General features: G+C 46.1%; 14 protein-coding genes. 6 read left to right on the forward strand and 8 right to left on the reverse strand.

From position 1 onward, the window contains the following. Positions 1–4: 4 nt before the first annotated feature. Positions 5–1,993 (forward strand): alpha/beta hydrolase family protein, encoded by a 1,989-nt coding sequence (locus AAA952_RS19950; RefSeq protein ID WP_338259168.1) that lies wholly within the window; start codon positions 5–7, stop codon positions 1,991–1,993. A 270-nt stretch (positions 1,994–2,263) separates the two neighbouring features. Continuing rightward, positions 2,264–2,914 carry a GTP cyclohydrolase I FolE gene (folE, locus tag AAA952_RS19955; protein WP_006079864.1) on the forward strand — a complete coding sequence of 217 codons (651 nt, stop codon included), beginning with the start codon at positions 2,264–2,266 and terminating at the stop codon, positions 2,912–2,914. Between the two features lie 225 nt (positions 2,915–3,139). Here folE and pyrE read toward each other — a convergent pair whose 3' ends face one another. Beyond that, positions 3,140–3,781, reverse strand: a complete 642-nt coding sequence (gene pyrE, locus AAA952_RS19960; protein WP_006079863.1) for an orotate phosphoribosyltransferase — start codon at positions 3,779–3,781, stop codon at positions 3,140–3,142. Between the two features lie 163 nt (positions 3,782–3,944). Continuing rightward, the gene (gene rph / locus AAA952_RS19965; protein WP_006079862.1) at positions 3,945–4,658 is read right to left on the reverse strand and encodes a ribonuclease PH; all 714 of its coding nucleotides are present in this window, start codon (positions 4,656–4,658) and stop codon (positions 3,945–3,947) included. Between the two features lie 209 nt (positions 4,659–4,867). Here rph and AAA952_RS19970 point away from each other — a divergent pair, with 209 nt between their 5' ends. After that, positions 4,868–5,731, forward strand: coding sequence for a YicC/YloC family endoribonuclease (locus tag AAA952_RS19970; protein ID WP_338259088.1), 864 nt, complete (start codon positions 4,868–4,870; stop codon positions 5,729–5,731). A 148-nt stretch (positions 5,732–5,879) separates the two neighbouring features. On the opposite strand, the gene yjjG is transcribed toward AAA952_RS19970, so the two are convergent. Continuing rightward, on the reverse strand, positions 5,880–6,560 hold the full coding sequence (gene yjjG, locus AAA952_RS19975; RefSeq protein ID WP_338259091.1) for a pyrimidine 5'-nucleotidase: 681 nt from the start codon (positions 6,558–6,560) through the stop codon (positions 5,880–5,882). Positions 6,561–6,856: 296 nt separating this feature from the next. On the opposite strand from yjjG, the gene AAA952_RS19980 reads away from it, so the two are divergent. Continuing rightward, the gene (locus tag AAA952_RS19980) at positions 6,857–7,753 is read left to right on the forward strand and encodes a LysR family transcriptional regulator (RefSeq protein WP_338259092.1); all 897 of its coding nucleotides are present in this window, start codon (positions 6,857–6,859) and stop codon (positions 7,751–7,753) included. 3 nt (positions 7,754–7,756) lie between these two features. Here the strand turns inward: AAA952_RS19980 and AAA952_RS19985 are convergent, their stop codons facing one another. Both AAA952_RS19985 and AAA952_RS19990 read right to left on the reverse strand, forming a co-directional pair. Further along, positions 7,757–10,924: a DUF3427 domain-containing protein gene (locus AAA952_RS19985; RefSeq protein ID WP_338259095.1), complete on the reverse strand. Its 3,168-nt coding sequence runs from the start codon at positions 10,922–10,924 to the stop codon at positions 7,757–7,759. Between the two features lie 224 nt (positions 10,925–11,148). Beyond that, positions 11,149–12,264 (reverse strand): Fic family protein, encoded by a 1,116-nt coding sequence (locus AAA952_RS19990; RefSeq protein WP_338259098.1) that lies wholly within the window; start codon positions 12,262–12,264, stop codon positions 11,149–11,151. Positions 12,265–12,919: 655 nt separating this feature from the next. Between AAA952_RS19990 and AAA952_RS19995 the strand changes: the two genes are divergently transcribed. Then, complete coding sequence (locus AAA952_RS19995) at positions 12,920–13,753, forward strand: sulfotransferase (RefSeq protein WP_338259100.1); 834 nt, start codon at positions 12,920–12,922, stop codon at positions 13,751–13,753. Positions 13,754–13,806: 53 nt separating this feature from the next. Here AAA952_RS19995 and AAA952_RS20000 read toward each other — a convergent pair whose 3' ends face one another. The 3 genes from AAA952_RS20000 to AAA952_RS20010 all read right to left on the reverse strand — a co-directional run bounded on the left by AAA952_RS20000 (position 13,807) and on the right by AAA952_RS20010 (position 17,600). After that, positions 13,807–14,871 carry a phosphotransferase enzyme family protein gene (locus AAA952_RS20000; RefSeq protein WP_338259103.1) on the reverse strand — a complete coding sequence of 355 codons (1,065 nt, stop codon included), beginning with the start codon at positions 14,869–14,871 and terminating at the stop codon, positions 13,807–13,809. Beyond that, positions 14,864–15,736, reverse strand: a complete 873-nt coding sequence (locus tag AAA952_RS20005; protein WP_263164404.1) for a nucleotidyltransferase family protein — start codon at positions 15,734–15,736, stop codon at positions 14,864–14,866. The genes AAA952_RS20000 and AAA952_RS20005 overlap by 8 nt, the downstream gene beginning before the upstream one ends. A 166-nt stretch (positions 15,737–15,902) precedes the next feature. Next, on the reverse strand, positions 15,903–17,600 hold the full coding sequence (locus AAA952_RS20010; protein ID WP_263164402.1) for a hypothetical protein: 1,698 nt from the start codon (positions 17,598–17,600) through the stop codon (positions 15,903–15,905). Positions 17,601–17,852: 252 nt separating this feature from the next. Here AAA952_RS20010 and gmk point away from each other — a divergent pair, with 252 nt between their 5' ends. Further along, positions 17,853–18,476, forward strand: coding sequence for a guanylate kinase (gene gmk / locus AAA952_RS20015; RefSeq protein ID WP_105251162.1), 624 nt, complete (start codon positions 17,853–17,855; stop codon positions 18,474–18,476). The last annotated feature ends 51 nt before the right edge of the window (positions 18,477–18,527 follow it).

Here is an 18,527-nt window from a genome sequence, read left to right on the forward strand (position 1 = left end):
TCAGATGAAACTCTTCCGATTAGCCGCATTGGCGACACTTTGCTTACCAATACTTCCAATATCCACCTTTGCAGCCAATAGCTCCAACGCGAATGCGTTATCGCAAGCACAGTTATTCAGCAAAGGTGATGAGTACTCGGATGTAAAAATATCACCTACTGGTAAATATTTAAGCGCTATCACAAGTGTCGAAGGTAAAAACGTTCTCTTAGTCTTAGATACCCAAACCAAAAAACTCCTCAATGCGATACGTTTTCCCGATAATGCTCAAGTCGGCGACTATGAATGGGCCAACAGTGAGCGACTGGTACTGGCAAAAGAATACCTAAAAGGCTGGCAAGACACACCTATCTACTACGGTGAATTGATGGCGGTAAATGCCGATGGTTCACGAAAAGCGTATTTATTCGGCTTCGAGAGTGGCGAGCAACAAACAGGTTCAAATATCAAGAAAAATACCCCTATGCGGGCGAGCGCGTTTATCCTCGATCCTCTGCCAGATGATGAACGCTACATGTTAGTTAATGCTATTCCATGGAATGATAGGATCAATCTTGACTTTGAACTATCACAAGATGTCTATCGCGTAGACTTGTTCAATGGCACACGTAAACGCATCACAGGCTCACCTATCGGCAGAGCCCGTTTTATGACAGACCATGATGGAGAGGTTCGCTTCGTTGCAGGTGAAGACAATAAAAACATTACTAAAGTGTTCTACCGCAAAGACGGTAACTGGGTAAATACCGATAAACTAAATCTAGGTCTTGCTGATTTTAAACCACTCTCCTTTGCCGATGACAAAAATACGATTTATGCCGCCGGTCGATCCCAAGGTGAAACCTTAGGGGTTTACAAAATTAATCTCGAAACGGGCGATAAAACTGAAATCATTCAGGATGAAAACGTTGACCCTAGCAACTTTTGGATTAACGGCACCAATAAACAACTTTACGCCGTCGAGTTTGAAAATGGTTACCCAAGTTATGCCTTTGTCGATAATGAGGATTCGCACGCTAAATTGCTAAAAGATCTGCTTGGTGCTCTCCCCGGTCACCAAGTACGAATTGTTAGCGAAACCCGAGATGCAGCAAAACTCGTCGTACTTGCGTTTAACGATCGAAACCCTGGCGATTACTACATATTTGATACGAAAACACTAAAACTTGAATATCTAGCCGCCGCTAAAAAATGGCTCAACCCAGAGCAAATGGCTGATGTTAAACCCATCAGTTTCACCAGCCGTGATGGTAAACAACTCCATGGATATCTAACGCTCCCCTTTGGTAAAGAAGCTAAAAACCTACCCTTAGTCGTCAATCCACACGGTGGTCCACACGGTATCCGTGACTGGTGGGGCTTTGACCCACAAAACCAATATCTAGCAAGCCAAGGCATAGCCGTTCTACAGGTCAACTTCCGTGGTTCAGGCGGATATGGCGATCAATTTGAACGCGCTGGCTATCAAAAATGGGGCTCAGATATTCAGCATGACATTATCGACGCAACCCAGTACGTTATTGACCAAGGTTTTGCCGATAAGGAACGCATTTGTATCGTTGGCGGCAGTTTTGGTGGTTACAGCGCCTTGCAGAGCGCAGTGCTTGCGCCTGATATGTTTAAATGCGCCATAGGTGTAGCTGGCGTATATGATCTTGAATTGATGTTTAATGAAGGCGATGTCGCCAACAGCCGTTCTGGTACTAGCTATCTCAAGGATGTGCTTGGCCAAGATAAAGCGGTACTCAAAGCAATGTCTCCTTCTGAAAACGTCGATAAACTCAAAGCAAACATACTATTGGTGCATGGTGGTGAAGATGATCGAGCGCCAATTGAGCAACTCGAATCCCTCGAAAAAGGCCTAAAAGCTCACCATTATCCTTACCAAAAACTGGTGATGGACAATGAAGGCCACGGTTTTTATAACGATGAGCATAGAGCGAAATACTATGAACAAATGCTCAGTTTCCTAAAAACCAATCTAAAACTTTAGAATTGACTCAAACTTGCCGTCACTGCCAGTCTAAACTCGATTGGCAGTGGCTGATTTAAAGCCGATATCCGATAAGGACTATCGGCTTTTTCATATGGCCTATGCGCGTTTTTCGGTATGAATTGTCTGCAATTCGCGCTATCCTCCTCCCCCTATTCTTGCCCTAGCGAGAATAACAATAATTTGTATCTGATGCTGAACAGCCCTAGTACTACACGATGATCAGCATAGGTTTTCTGTTATAGCCGCTACGACGTAGTGGAGGATAAGATGGCATTAAGTGAAGCAGCAGTAAAAGTACAAGCCGCGTTATTAGAACGTGGACTTGAAACCCCAATGCTCCCAAGCGTTTACAGCAGTGAAGAACGTAAAGACAAGATTGAACATCATATGAAAGAAATCCTGACATTAATGTCATTGGATCTGTCAGACGATAGCCTTGCCGATACGCCGCGCCGCATTGCTAAAATGTACGTCGATGAAATCTTCTCCGGCTTAGATTATGCGAACTTCCCTAAGATAACTGTGATCGACAATAAGATGGGCTTCGATGAAATGGTGCGAGTGCAAGACATTAGCCTCACCAGCACCTGCGAACACCATTTAGTGACGATCGATGGCACTGCCACCATAGCTTATCTACCACGCAAAAAAATCATTGGTTTATCAAAGATTAACCGTATAGTACGTTTCTTCGCCCAACGTCCACAAGTGCAAGAGCGTTTGACTCAGCAAGTGTTAGTCGCACTGCAAACCTTGCTCGAAACCAAAGACGTTGCCGTTAAAATGGATGCGGTGCATTATTGCGTCAAATCCCGTGGCGTGATGGACTCCACCAGTTCAACCACCACCACAGCGCTGGGCGGTATTTTCAAATCTAACCCTGCGACCCGCGCCGAATTTTTGCACCAGTCTAAATAAATGTCTTGAAACTTAACGCTATTTAAAACGTGTCGAAATCAATAGCAACCAATACAGCTCAATAAAAAACGCTGCGATTCCTTCTATAGAATCGCAGCGTTTTTTGTTTTCATACCAACTCAATCAAACCCTTCTCAACCTAGCTAAGATCAATGCTGGCTGATTAACTGATTTCACCAAGCCTGCGATAGCCGCTTGATCAATACCAGCCGTCAAACACTAGCCTTAAATGCCATATTGCTCGCGATATTGACTCACGGCGGCAAGTTGCACTTCCATCCCTGGTTTTTCAGACAAATAACTGATTAGGTCGGCGAGTTTAATAATTGCCACTATGCCACAACCAAAATCACGCTCAACTTCTTGGATGGCCGATAACTCGCCCTTGCCTTTCTCTTGTCTGTCTAAAGCAATCAACACACCGGCTAATTGTGCTTTATGGGCTTCGATGATTTCCATCGACTCACGAATTGCAGTACCTGCGGTGATCACATCATCCACCAACATAACGCGGCCTTTCAGCTCGCTTCCGACTAAGCTGCCACCTTCGCCGTGATCTTTTTTCTCTTTGCGGTTAAAGCAGTAAGGGATATCGATATCGTGGTGTTCACACAGGGCAACCGCCGTTGTGGTGGCAATCGGAATACCTTTGTAAGCAGGGCCAAACAGCAAGTCGTAATCAATGCCAGAATCCACTAACGCAGCGGCATAAAAACGGCCCAGACGCGCTAAATCACGGCCAGTATTGAACAAACCCGCATTGAAGAAATAAGGACTGATACGACCCGATTTAAGGGTAAATTCGCCAAATCGCAACACCTGACGTTCTAGGGCAAATTCAATAAACTCACGTTGATAGGCTTTCACAATATCTCCTTACGACTTTGTATTTTATTGGTTTTTTATTATGGGGAATTTTTATTCGGTACAGGGCTTGCACTACACTAGCATCTTGCTGCAGATAAAAAGCTGCAGTTAATAAAAAGCCCCGCACTCTATAACATGACGGGGCTTTTTCATCACCACAATATTAGTTCAGTGCGGCTTTCTGCACATCGACGATTTCACGAATACTGTTCTTCGCCAATGCCAACAGTTCGAGTAATTCTTCGTGGCTGAATGGCTCGCCTTCGGCGGTGCCTTGAATTTCGATGATCTTGCCCGTTTCTGTCATCACGACGTTCATGTCCGTTTCGGCGGCGCTGTCTTCGATATATTCTAAATCGCTTATCGCTTCACCCTTGTAAATACCTACGCTGACAGCAGCGATAAGGAATTTCAGCGGGTTAGATTTAATGATGCCTTTACCACGCGCCCAGTTCAACGCATCCACTAAGGCCACACAGGCGCCAGTGATAGAGGCAGTGCGTGTGCCACCGTCAGCTTGGATCACATCACAGTCGATCACGATAGTGTTTTCGCCTAGGGCTTTCATATCCACACAGGCGCGTAGGGCACGACCGATAAGACGTTGAATTTCTTGCGTACGGCCAGATTGCTTACCGCGAGCGGCTTCACGATCCATACGGCTATGGGTCGAACGTGGCAACATGCCGTATTCCGCCGTCACCCAGCCTTGACCCTGACCTTTAAGGAAACGTGGCACACCTTCAGTAAAACTGGCGGTACAAAGCACTTTCGTTTCGCCAAATTCCACTAACACAGAACCTTCGGCATGGGCCGTAAACTGGCGAGTGATAGTGATGGGACGAGTTTGTGCTGGCGTTCTGTTACTTGGACGCATGCGAGATTCCTGTATTCTGAGTCATTGACCGATTTTGGCTGCATATTATAAGGGCTTGAGCCTTAGGATGCCATGCTTAGGGTGATTCTCTGGCAAACTCATCACACAAACACCTAATCCCGGTCGCTATTGGCGGTATGCCTTTAATCCTAAAGCCATTGACTCTATAATCGCCTCTCATTATGACGATTAAACCATTAGGACAACCCATGATCCAAAGCATGACAGCCTACGCTCGCATCGAGCACAAAGCACAATGGGGCACAGCCTCCTGGGAAATTCGCTCAGTCAATCAACGTTATCTCGAAACTTACCTACGTTTACCCGAGCAATTCCGCAGTTTCGAACCCGTACTGCGCGACCGCTTACGTAAACGCTTAAGCCGCGGCAAAGTTGAAGTCAATCTGCGCTACGAACTGGCAGACAACAGCAATAACGAGCTGCAGTTGAATCAAGCGCTGGCCAAACAGCTATTGGGCGCCGCCACTTGGCTCAAGCAAGAAGCGGGACAAGGCGATGTCAATCTTACCGACATCCTACGCTGGCCGGGCGTGCTAGCGAGCGGTGAACAAGATATGGATGCCATCGGCGCCGATCTCATGGCAGCCTTCGATTCAGCCATAGATCAATTTATCGAAGCCCGCGGCCGTGAAGGCGAAGCCATCAAAGACATGCTGTTAAGCCGCTTAGAGGGTGTGAGCGAGCAAATCGCCATCGTACGCGAGCACATGCCAAAAGTGATGGAATATCAGCGCGAAAAGTTAACCAATCGCCTAGCCGAAATCAAAGGTGAACTCGACCCTGCCCGCATCGAGCAAGAAATGGTGCTTCTGGCTCAGAAACAAGATGTCGCCGAAGAAATGGATCGCCTCGAAGCCCACGTAGCCGAAGCTCGTCGTATCCTCAAAAAAGGCGGCAGCGAAGGTCGCCGTTTAGATTTTATGATGCAGGAATTTAACCGCGAATCGAACACACTCGCCTCTAAATCCATCAGCACTGAAATCACTTCAGCCGCAGTTGAACTTAAAGTGCTCATAGAGCAAATGCGCGAGCAGATCCAAAACGTTGAGTAATGATAGTTAACGCGTTTTAGATACCCAAAAGCCCTTAATGTAAGGGCTTTTTGTATTTTATGACACTGAGAGAATATCAGTTAAAGCACTCACTCTGATTCACTAATATCGAGTGCGAAGTGCTGAGCGAGGCTCAGTGAACAATTGTTTACGGTAACAGGATTTTTTGCAGCTCTTGGTGCGAGCTCACTTGATAGTGCGGGACGATACCGGCGGGCACATCGTGGCCGTGGACGTTATACCAACAAGTATGAATACCGGCATTGATGCCGCCTTGGATATCTGAATGCGGGTTATCGCCGACCATGAGCACAGCATCGCGCTCAGGATGGCCCATGAGTTCGAAGGCGTGATCGAAGATACCTACATCGGGTTTAGCTATGCCGACTTTTTCTGAAATCACTAAAATATCAAAATGATGCTGCAAGCCTGTACGCTCTAATCGCACGGTTTGTAGTTCAGTGAAACCGTTGGTGATGATGCCTAGTTTAGCTTTACCTTGCAGCGCGGCTAATAACTCGCGAGCACCAGGTAGCGGCGAACAAATTTCGGCCATTGCTGATAAAAATGCACTATTGAGCGTCATGGCCGTGATAGATAATTTGGCTGCCCAAGGTTCGAAACGTATGGCTTGCAACTCGGCGGCAGTTATCTTGCCATCTTGATAATCAACCCAAAGTGGTTTGTTAACTAACTGATACTCGTCAAAATCGGCTTGGGTAAAATCGACCCCAAACTCACTAAACATCAACTTAAGCCCTTTTAAAGCATCGAAATAAAATAGGGTTTCATCGGCATCGAACAAAATCCATTGGTAAGGCAAGGACATAGGAACTCTCTTTCTGACAAAATAGCTAAGACCCATCCCCATGCCATTCAGTGGCATCGAGAATGGTACATCGGCGATTGCGGCAATGCTGTGGCTAGCTGCCTAGCAGTAATCAAGATAAGCGATAAACATGAGCGATGAGCCCGAAAATAACTAGGCTTCACAGTCGACACCCGCAATCAGCAAGTGCATTAGTCTACCTTGCATCAAGGGCAATGATAACCACGATAATAAAAACTGACTGTTGAGGTATCATCAACAATAATGGCAGGGGAACGCGATAATCTAAGGACACCATGGAGCACTTTTCGGCACTACCTATCTTTGTCACTGTAGTGGAATGCGGTAGCTTTTCATTGGCAGGTCAAAAGCTTGGACTGAGTAAATCGGCGGTGAGTAAACGCATTACCCTATTAGAACAAAGTCTGGGTATTCAACTCCTGCACCGTACCACTCGCAGCTTGAGTCTTACCGAGGCGGGCGCCCGCTACTTCGACTACGTTCGCCCTGCAGTTAAACTCGCAGCAGACGGATTGGACGCCATTTCCGAGCTACAACAAGCGCCTCAGGGCAATTTGCGCATCGCTATCCCTATGGTATTTGGCCGCTTGCATATCGCCCCTTTAATCCCCGAGTTTCTGCGTCGTTACCCGAAAATACAGCTGCAAATGCAGATGGATGATAAGACAACCGATTTAATTGCTGGCGGATTCGATCTGGCGATTCGCATCGGCGAACTGCCAGATTCAAGCCTGATTGCTCGTAAAATCGCCCCTTGTTTAAGTGTCATTTGCGCTTCTCCCGAATATATTGCTCGCCACAGCGCACCACAAACGCCGCAGCAACTCAGCCAACATAACTGTTTGTTCTACTCATATTTTCGTGATGGTGTTGAATGGACCTTCTTAAGCCTGCAAGGCTCCACTCGCATTCAGCCGAACGGTAACTATCAAGTCAACAATAGTGATGCAATCCACCAAGCCACACTAGATGGTGTAGGCATCGCCAACCTGCCCCGCTTCATGGTCGACGCCGACTTACAAGTCGGCCGCCTACAAGCCTTGCTCGCAGACCATCCACTCCCCGAACATGGCATTTATGCTGTTTACCCGCAGCGAAAGTATTTGCCGACCAAGGTGAGTGTATTGATTGAGTTTTTGATGGAGTTGTTAGCAGAAAGACTGGGGAAGTAGTACTTAGCCCACTGCCAGTTTAGCCGCGTCATGCCACATTACATCAGGGATTGGCTGTTCTAATCGCCATGTGACATTCATGGGTTGTGAACCGTTATGACTGACATAATGTACTTTTCCAAAATTAACAAATCCCATAGTGCGGCCATTTTCATCTTTTGATTGCTCTCGAACAAACAACAGCACGGTTTTCCCCAGCTTTTGTTGCTCAATATAACTTAAACCCCTACCTCGTTCTGGCCGTGCGCTATTTTGCGATTGCCAGTGGAATAGATGTTCGCTAATGGCATAGTCGTGATACATGGTTGTCGGTGAAAACTGCTTCTCCGATTTGTTTAACGTGACAAATAAACACTCAAGGTTTTGCTCATTAATCGCAAGCACACCCTCCCTAGAAGGCGATTTAGCTGTAAATGTGCTTGCTCCTATCGCCGCTAAAATTTGCTCACGGGTATAACGAGAGTGCACTTTCAACGCTGTGGGTTGGAGTAATTCCAAATCCATTTCTTGATGGTGTATCCGGTTGATCAGTATCGCCAATACAGCCAATAACTCTTCCTGTAATGGCTTGTTGCGTAGCATCAGCAAGCTAGCTGCTAAACTTTTAACGTTTAAAGCCGTACCTGATTTATCCCAAAAGTTGTAGTGGCACATCAAAGCAAACTGATGTTGAATAGGATCTAGCCCGTCAAATACAAAATTATTTTGGCATAACTGTTTGATAAAGATTAAATAGGATAGTGAAGTACAACTGAGTAAATGAAAGTTAATCGCGCGATAATAGGCTTTGGCTAAATCGGACTGCGCAGTAGGTTCAGCAATTTGATTACCCTGAACAGCCTCGACTAATAAAGTCCATCCACATTGGCCATTAATCTTTATTCGATAAACATCTTCCAAGGTCACTTGCGGGTTAAGGCGTAAAAAATTGCTTAGCGTGAGCGGCAAGTTAGTCTGATGTTTAAAGCTTGCTATTAGACTGGTTAATCGATTGGCATTGAGCGTTGCGCGGCTAATATTACGCAAAATCATTGACTGCGCTTTTTCCTCAAGCTCAATTCGACACCCTAGCGGTAGATGCGGAAAGTCATTGAGAATTTCATCTTTTATCGACTGATTCGTTTTACCGACTAATGCTCTAAATTTTTGCGAGAAATCATATTCATCACGTGAATTTCCGACAAAATCTAATATTGTGCAGCACTGCTTATCATCGGTGAGACGCAAGCCACGGCCAAGTTGCTGCAGGAATATGGTCAAGCTTTCCGTTGGCCGTAAAAACAACAAGGTGTCCACTTCTGGAATGTCGACACCTTCGTTAAAAATATCCACCACACACAAAATGGATAATTTGCCACTGACCAAGCTCTGCCGTTTTTGTTGCCTTTCAGAGCTATTATGACTGGTCAGCACATCGGCGCTGATCCCAGCCAAATTGAACTTCTTCGCCATGTATTCGGCGTGTTCCTTGGTTACACAAAAGGCTAACGCCTTAATATTGCCAATATCAGTTACAGTTTCAGCTAGGCTGCGAATAATGCGCGTCACGCGTTGTTCATTGTGAGTGTATAAATTGCTCAGCTCAGCGACGTCATAACGACCACGGCGCCAATTTAACTTGCGAAGATCAGTCTCATCATCGATCGCAAAATATTGAAATAGACATAAATGCCGTTGATTAATAGCTTCTGGTAGACGTATTTCTGCGGCAATGACACCGCAGAAGTCAGCCAAAATATCAACACCATCATGACGCTCTGGTGTAGCGGTAAGCCCCAATAAAACCTTAGGTTCAAAATGAGCTAAGAGCCCACGGTAACTGCTCGCAGCAACATGATGGACTTCATCAATAACAATATAATCATAAAAATCAGCCGCTAATGGCAGGTTATCAAGTTGCAGATTCAAGCTTTGGATAGAGGCAAATAAGTGTTTGTAACTATTTGGTTTATGCTCTGCCACCCATAGCTCGCCAAATTGATTATTCTTTAACACACCGCGATAAGCACTGAGGGCTTGCTGTAAAATTTCTTGCCTGTGGGCAACAAATAGAAAATTGGCATCTGGATGCAGTTTATAAAACCGCGCGAAATCGAACGCGGAAATAATAGTCTTACCCGTGCCTGTTGCTGCGACGATGAGATTTTTAAAACGGCCATGAACGCTTCGCTCTACTGCAAGCTGTTCGAGGATTTCTCGCTGATGCGCAAACGGCTTAATGTCAAAATGAAATGAGCTCGATTCAGTGCCACTGCCTTTCGCTTCTTTGAGCGCATTGTTTAACTTTTCTTTACTGTTCGCATCACCGCTAAAAAGCTCAAATTCGTTCGATTCCCAGTAAGTTTCAAAGGTACTGAGTGATTTCTCAATGATGTGGGGAATTTCTTGGGTGGTGATCTTAAGGTTCCACTCAAGCCCGCTGGTCAATGCAGAATGCGATAAATTTGAAGAACCGATATAACCGGTATGAAAACCCGTATTTCGTAGAAATAAATAGGACTTTGCATGCAGCCTTTCACGCTTAGTGTTGTAACTTAATTTAACTTGGGTATTGGGTAAACTGGCTAGAAACTCGACGGCTTTAGCATCAGTCGCGCCCATATAAGATGTAGTGATGATGCGTAACTCTTTACCACTGCGTGTAAATTCCTCAAGTTCATTTTTGAAGATGCGAATCCCCGCCCACTTGATAAATGACACCAGCCAATAGATTTTATCTGATGATCGGATCTCACGTTTAAGCTCACTTTCAAGTGATAATCCCGCATTACTACCGCAAAAAAGCTCACTCTGAGTGAGCCCCGTTAATGGAAATATGGCGGCCGTATATTTAGGTAAATCAGTCGCTATCGGATTTTGTTTGTTAAAAAGAGCCGTGAGTATCCGACCTTGGCTATCGATGAGATTTTCATCGATAAAGTCATCATCGTTGATGTGCTCCTTTAGCCACATCACTAACCGATTAGCCAAACTGATTTGATTGATAACTTGGTTTTCATCTGCTGGAACAGAATTAATCACATATTCAATTACTTTAGTCAGAAAACGTGAGAGCCAAATACTTGCTTCAGCAACCTCTAGCTTCCTTTCTCCAACAAAAAATATGTCCTTATCTAAGCGCTGCTCAACGAGTTGAGTAATAAGCTTTTCGTAAATCCCGACCTGTTCCATAGCCAGATATGCCCCAAGACTAACAATCAAAGTTGTAGCGAATATATCACATAACAATTTGATTCAAATTGCGATTTGTAGAATGGTTTTGTCTTTTTCGATAGGGAGTTAATACTGCTTGGCTTTAGTGGAACATATTACCTATGACTGACTCAGCAGCAACACTTTCAAAAGCGCTTTAGGCTATTGATAATTGAGCATCCAACACCAAGGTAAACTTGCCGCTATTTCCCACTCGGCAATAAGTACCTTGTACTTCGGCCACCGGCGTCGGCTTTTACTAAAAAGCGCTGTTCAACCATTTGCGCAAGATGACGGGTGGCGGTGGCGCGGCTCACCTTCGCGACTTTTTGGTACTGGCTACTATTAATCCCTAGTTCAAAATCGCCGTCTAACATCCGATTGAGTACTTTGGCTTGCTCCTGACTCAATAAAGATTGGTCGACACTTTGCCAATACTGAGTTTTCGACAGCGTTCTGCTAACATCTGCCATCGCATTGAGTAAGCAGTCATTGAGGGTTTCAAAAAACCAGACTAACCAAGGAGTAATATCTACATCGCCCCTTTGAGTGGACTCTAAAATGTCATAGTAGGCTTGGCGACGGGCAAGAATACTGACCGACATAGCGTAAAAATGAATCGAGCGTTTCTCCGCTTGCGCCAGAGCTAAATCAGTCAATAAGCGCGTGATGCGCCCATTACCATCATCAAGCGGATGCAGCGTCACAAACCAAAGGTGAGTTATCGCCGCGCGGATAAGCGGATCTAAAACCTGCGCTTGCCGTGATGCATTAAACCATTCGATAAACTGCGAGAGTTCAGCATTCAATGCCGCTCTAGAGGGTGCCTCAAAATGTACTGTTGGTTTATCAATGCGGCCAGAGACAACCTGCATAGGTGTATCGCCACGCAGCGCTCCGCCAATAACAGGGTTAAACAGCGTATAACCCTGGGGAAATAACTGTTTATGCCAACCTAATATCCGCTCAAGGGTTAACTCTGTATCTAAATTTTTTAAGGCATCGAGCATAATGTCAGCCAAACCATCGGTTTGCGCTGTTGTCGGATACGGTTTATCTTCAGTCACGCCGAGTTTTTTAGCTAAGGATGAGCGCACCGAAGCAGCATTGAGCTTTTCACCTTCGATGGCACTGGAATGGATAATGTTAGCGAGTAAAGTGTCGAGTGCAGCGTCTGAAGTTAATAAGCTATCGTCGTGACTTAGCATTTGCTTGCCAAGCAACTGGCCCTGATTGAAATAGACCTGACGCAGCAAGGCATCAATGCTGCTGGTGTTCCAATGAAACTTAGGCCAATCAGCTTGCTGCCAAATCCACATATCTACCCCATGAGTCGAATAACAAGCCTATTCTACTCACATAATGAGGCGATTCACAAACCTATTCGACTCACTTTATGAGTCGAATAGCACTAATAATCGCCTCATCAATACCAACATGGCTATGCCATGCAGGGAAATGAGCCTTGTTGGTAATCTGGGAGCTCGTTTCTAAGCCTTGCAGTCAGCCATTTTTATCGTACAGCGGCCATACAATACTGTGGCGCCTTTACTGTGGTGTATTGCCGTTGTTCGTGACTTTTATGTATATACCCAAGCTACCTGAATATACGAGTTTCAGAGCGTCTAGGGGGGTTCAATTCAAGGCGCATCAATGACAGAATGTCGGCCACCTTTTGAATTGATGCAACACGGAAGTGGAGTACCCTAGGCGCTCCGTCCCGGCGGGTTTTAACGCACTTTATGCGGTGTTGATTATTTTTAACTTAGCCCGCTAGGTCTGCAAATAACCGCCTTGCCTAAAGTGCGTTAAACTCCCGCTGAATCCTGCATCTTCAGGTTGTTTGGGTATACTACCGACAAAGCCTTCGCGCTGAGATATAATGCCGCCGCTGATTTGATACGCCAATGTGAAACGCCGAGGTTAAAACTTACGGCTTTACCGCACCGCTGACACACATTCTGAGCCTAACCTATGCCTGATAACGCCAACAATTCACCAACCTCTACTCACGTACAATGTACTGCTAATGCACAGCGTATCGGCAATGCGCAGCATATTGGTCATTCACCGATTGCGACGCCAGATGCAATGCATCCAGTCCAATCGAATGCGCTCAGTGACGAACAGGTAAAGGTGAAAAAGCAGAAGGTCTTTATCATAGGTTTGCCACGCACGGGCACCACGAGTGTGAGTGTGGCGCTATTGGAGCAAGGGCTAAAAGTGGCGCACATGGCCTTTACTAAACAGGCATTTATGCTGGCCGACGCCGTGTCTGACACGCCTTGTTTCAGCGATTATAAGCAGTTGGATTTATTATTTCCCGAGGCTGTGTTTGTCTATCTCGACCGCGATATCAATACTTGGTTGCCGTCAATGCAGATGTTACTTGGTAAAATGGCGCCCCATTTGGATGAAAAAACGGGCCGCTTCCATCCAATATTAAAGCGCAGTTTTAGGCATACTTTCGCCATAGATAAAGTGGCGGAACCTGCCAGCAGTGAGCACTTAATTGCTTGTTATCAAAAGCATCAGCAAGAAGTGTTCGCTTACTTTAATGGGCGGGAAGACTTTATTTCAATCGATGTTAGCCATGCAGGAAGCTTAAGTCAGTTACTGCAATTTTTGGGAATGGAAGCAAACGCGGAGAATAGCGATGTCGCATTAGGTTTAAGCGAGCCACTGAGTTTCCCTAAACTTAACGTGGGCCGCAACGTGGCAAGTTGGGGCGAATATAAACACCCCAACAAGGTCAACACCAATAGCGCAGGCCCACAAAGCCGTAAGTTTTTCGACTACACGCTTTAACAATGCATTGGATCAGTACACAGATACCAATACACAGATATCCAAGCGCTGAATTAGAAATTAGCTTTAAGCACAGTCTCTTGGTCGAGCAAGCTTTGGTACAAGGTAAACTGGTTCGCGGCGCGGTCTAAATTATGGCCTTCGCGGTGGATATGGAAATACACATCACCGTTAAGATAATCCGTTAAAAAACGAACACCTATCATCAAACAAATCACCCGAGCACCGAGCCACAGACTGCGCTTTTCGTCTTCCGTTAAAACGTCACCCAACTCGCTCAAGTAGCCACGGCAAATCGCGGCGAAGATGTCTTGGCGCACTTGGACTTTATCCAAGGTCGTAGAGTCTTCTTCCTCTGGCGAGCAGAAAGTGCGGACCATGTCGCCGAAGTCATACATAAGATGACCTTTCATACAGGTATCTAAATCGATAATCGCCATGCTGGACATGTCGCGTTTATCAAAAAGCATGTTATTGATTTTAGTGTCGTTATGACAAATTCGTAGCGGCAGCTTTGGCGATATTTCTGCAAGTTCATCCAGCAAAGCCTGCTGAGATAACGCGTAATCGACCCAATGACGGCAGAGCGCTAAGCGATGTTGACTATCGAGTTCAGCGGCCTGCTTTAGTAAGGCCATGCGTCCCGGTAAATGGTGAAACTGGGGGATCACATCTTCAAGCTCTGTCGCATCAAAATCACTCAAGGCTGAGGCAAAATGCCCAAAGGCCTTAGCCGCCATTTCCGCTTCTTGTTCCGACTTAACCACTTCAATGCTGAGACTATGAGGCAAGTAACTGATCGCGCGCCAAAATCCTTGCTCGCCTAAATCGATAGCCAGCTCACCCTCTTGGGTTAAACATGGGCTAACGACTTTAAGGCCGTATTGTTGCTGCAATGACTTAGTGCATAAATGATGGCTAATTTTATCGGCATTGCAGACCAAAGCGTTGGGTGTTTTAAATACCTCAGTGTTAATTCGCTGCAATACCAATTCGCCCGCAGGCCAACGCACTAAAAGGGTGTCATTGATGTGGCCATTACCGAGGGCAGAAATTTTCGCCTCGGCAGATTCAATACCAAAATGAGGCAACACTGACTGCCTGATGAGTTTAATCACTCAATAACTCCGTTAATTTTTGTTTTACCCAGACAGTGTCCTGCGGATAAGTCACACCAAGCCATGGCTCACAGGCAACATCGACATACACAGGCAAACCTTGCTCAATTCCCGCTTGTACTATGGCGGGTAAATAGCATTCAGACTTAGGTTGTTGACCCTGTTGCCCGATAAATTCGGTTAATTCACGTTTAATAACATCAAATATGTTTGGGGAGAAGCCCCAGCATGTCATAGAGACCAAGGACTGCGCCGGCAAATTAGCATGACCCTGCGGGCCATCACCCATTAAGTGGCCAGCTTGCTCGGCGATATTGAGCCATTCGGCGACCGATTTAAGCTGACCATTTTCAACCTGACACAAACCACGATTAACGCCACCGTGTTCCGACAATGTGAGTTCTATGGGATAGGCCACCATCATCCACTCGGTTGGCCTCGTGCTTAAGCCTTTGGCTAAGGAAGCAAAAGCGCTATCACCATAAAAATCATCTGCATTGATAACGGCCATTGGCCCTTTAACGAGATAGCGCGCACTCCAGAGTGCATGGGCCGTACCCCAAGGTTTAAGCCTATGGCTAAGATCCGCCAACTGCGCCGCTTCGGGTAAATCCGTTAAGACTTGATAGCAAAAATGATATTCAAAATCGACTGGCAAAAATCGTGTCAGGATCTCAGTTAATTCACTTTCTAACTCTGGGCGGATCACCAGCACAGCACGCTGAAAACCACTGCGAATGGCCGACATGATTGATAGCACCAACATGGGTTCACCCGCGGGGCCGAGTGCCGCCAATTGCTTATCGCCGCCGAAGCGACTACCTAGCCCCGCAGCCATAATGACTAAGGTCAATTCTGTATTCATGCTGGATTGATATATTCAGTTCAAATTTAAAGGTGTTCCCCCAAACCGCAGCGACCTAAACAACCTAAAGTACGGTTTGAGAAAAAGAGGAGCAAAAGTGTAATCTACCCCTCTAATTGTGACTAGCATTTAAGCAGAATTTTTATCGACTTAGCTGCAGACTTTTTTAACGAGCAATATAATCGCCAAAGGTGCGATTTTGTTCCAATATCGCTTGGCTGCCCTTAAGACTGAACTTATAACCACACAGGCTAATATTACCTCGACGAGCGAGATCAATAATGATGGCCTGAGTATCGAGTGGTGAGAATCGCGCCTCTGAAGCGGAATCCGCTTTCAGATCCACAGTCACAGGGCGATAGTCAGTGCCATTGTTAAAGGATAAGACGCTGCAAGTTTTATCTCCCTTTGCCGTCGCTAAGGACCACAGGTTTTGTGCTTTACCTTTCTCACCGAGCCAACGCATGATCAAGATGTCATCCTCCAGCGCCACAGAAAAACCGTCCGGTAACGCGAGCGTCACCCGCTCACCCGCATAGGGCGCAATCGCGTTAACTGTGACAACTTCTGCACCATCACCCGTCTCTGCATCACCATTTGGCCAAAGTCCCCACACCAAGGCAATCAATAGCACCACACCACAGCCAATTCCTGCTGGGCGCCAATAACGGCGTTCCACTTTCGGCAGTTTAATCTTAGGCAACACCAAGAAACGCTTTAGTGGCGCCAAAAACTCAAATAAACCGCGAAATAGCTCAGTCATCGAACCAGAATCTTTTGCTTCGGCGCGGCGCTGACGCACTTCTTCGGCATGATCTCTATCGTTAAAGCTGTCAGGCTCGTCATCTTCTTCGGCGGTAAAACGCCAACCGGGTTCAGCACTACGCTCGGCAGGATCTAATTGCGCCGCAGTAAAGTCGACATGTTTCAAATTAACATTGTCCACATCGACATCGACCAACTCAATGTGGGTCTGTTCAACGCGGCTAGTATTAGCGGGACGGAAATCTGCATGGCTGCCTGGTATCACAAAATCGGCAGGATTCTGCGTCATTCGAGTTAACGCATCAAAGCGCAGCTCATCTTGACGCAACGCCTCTCGCTCTGCCTCCGCCGCGCTAACACTCGGCTCAACCCTCGGCGATGTTAAAACAGATTCAACATGGGTAGACAAATCGACCTCTGGCTCAGACACAGTCTCAGCGCTAATGGTTTGGGCATGAAGCTGCTCAACATGCGGCTCACGCCTTTCAGCTTGAGGTTGTGCTTGAATATGAGAGGTAGATTTTGCCGATTGTCTTACGGCAACGTCTTGAGCAACAATAGGTTTAGGGTCAATGATGTTAGGATCTATGGCAGTTTTAGATGCCATGGCTTTAGGGTCTATAGTGTTAGGATCTACTATTTTAGGATCTATGGTTTTAGGAACGATAGTCGGTTCCACACGGCGCCTAGGCATTGCCTGTGATGTTGGTGCATCCAGCTCAGGACCGAAATAACCGTAGCGATAATCCACTATCGTTGGTGCAGGAAAGCGCCAGCCCCAAAATGTCAGTCCCGCGGCTAACACTAAACTCAATCCAATTAAGGCAATATGCACACCGGCCGCTAGCAGGCCGATGAAAATTATTAACGGCAATAGAAATACGCCAATCAAGCCTTTTGACTTATCGGCATCGGCCAAACGACGCAAACTGGTGAGCCCTAATAAAGGTAGACCCAACAATGCCAGCAAATACATCAGAAAATTAGCCCCAAAAGCAGCGGCTGCAAATGCAATACAGACGTAAACGCCAACACTGATTGCGACAAAACGGGGACGAGAATCACGCCCGTGAAGGCAGAAAAGAGATTTTAACAGCACGACCCTTCCTTTATTGTTATAAAAACGAGATACAAAAAGACACTCATTGCCTTATTCGCACGAGCGTAACCAATTTACCCGCAATTGTCAGTGCCTACGACCCAAGTCGGATAAAAATGCACATAATATCGAAGTAAATCTAAAATAGGCTTAAATTGCCAGCCAACAAGCCCTAGTATTTCTATGGTCAAAATCGGTATAATACTCGGCTTTCTGGGCCCTTCTTGCGTTAACCCATTGGATATTTAGCTCATGACCGCACGCGGAAATTTATTTATTGTGTCGGCGCCAAGTGGCGCAGGTAAATCCTCGTTGATTTCAGCCTTGCTTAAAGACAAGCCAGCCGACATGCAGGTTTCGGTATCTCATACCACCCGCGCACCACGCCCAGGCGAAGTTGATGGTCAACACTATCACTTCGTTAATGTTGAGCAATTCAAAGCCTTAATTGCTGAAAATGCCTTTTTTGAATGGGCAGAAGTGTTCGGCAATTACTATGGTACCTCGCGCCATGTGATCGAGCATACGCTCACCCAAGGTATCGATGTTTTCCTCGATATCGACTGGCAAGGTGCCGAACAAGTTAAAGCCGTGATGCCAGAGGCCGTTGGTGTGTTTATTCTACCACCCTCTAAAGCCGAGCTAGAGCGCCGCCTCACTGGTCGCGGACAAGACAGTAGCGATGTTATCGCCAGCCGTATGGCACAAGCCGTATCGGAAATGTCCCACTATAAAGAATATGATTTTATTATCGTCAACGACGATTTTGACACTGCCTTAGCCGATTTGCGTGCCATCATTCGCAGTCAGCGCTTAACAGGTGCTAGTCAGATCCACGCGCAAAATGATATGCTTCACGATCTGTTGGCAGGATAGCTGTCATAGTGTACAATTTTGCGTCATTTTTTCCCTAGATAAACTGGAGTT

It is taken from the genome of Shewanella sp. M-Br (genome assembly GCF_036245925.1).
Lineage (GTDB): Bacteria > Pseudomonadota > Gammaproteobacteria > Enterobacterales > Shewanellaceae > Shewanella > Shewanella oncorhynchi.

Excerpts from the sequence above, each read along its gene's own strand:
- AAA952_RS19950 (WP_338259168.1), top strand. The coding sequence starts at position 5 with ATGAAACTCTTCCGATTAGCCGCATTGGCGACACTTTGCTTACCAATA.
- folE (WP_006079864.1), top strand. The coding sequence starts at position 2,264 with ATGGCATTAAGTGAAGCAGCAGTAAAAGTACAAGCCGCGTTATTAGAA.
- rph (WP_006079862.1), bottom strand. The coding sequence starts at position 4,658 with ATGCGTCCAAGTAACAGAACGCCAGCACAAACTCGTCCCATCACTATC.
- AAA952_RS19970 (WP_338259088.1), top strand. The coding sequence starts at position 4,868 with ATGATCCAAAGCATGACAGCCTACGCTCGCATCGAGCACAAAGCACAA.
- yjjG (WP_338259091.1), bottom strand. The coding sequence starts at position 6,560 with ATGTCCTTGCCTTACCAATGGATTTTGTTCGATGCCGATGAAACCCTA.
- AAA952_RS19980 (WP_338259092.1), top strand. The coding sequence starts at position 6,857 with ATGGAGCACTTTTCGGCACTACCTATCTTTGTCACTGTAGTGGAATGC.
- AAA952_RS19985 (WP_338259095.1), bottom strand. The coding sequence starts at position 10,924 with ATGGAACAGGTCGGGATTTACGAAAAGCTTATTACTCAACTCGTTGAG.
- AAA952_RS19990 (WP_338259098.1), bottom strand. The coding sequence starts at position 12,264 with ATGTGGATTTGGCAGCAAGCTGATTGGCCTAAGTTTCATTGGAACACC.
- AAA952_RS19995 (WP_338259100.1), top strand. The coding sequence starts at position 12,920 with ATGCCTGATAACGCCAACAATTCACCAACCTCTACTCACGTACAATGT.
- AAA952_RS20005 (WP_263164404.1), bottom strand. The coding sequence starts at position 15,736 with ATGAATACAGAATTGACCTTAGTCATTATGGCTGCGGGGCTAGGTAGT.
- gmk (WP_105251162.1), top strand. The coding sequence starts at position 17,853 with ATGACCGCACGCGGAAATTTATTTATTGTGTCGGCGCCAAGTGGCGCA.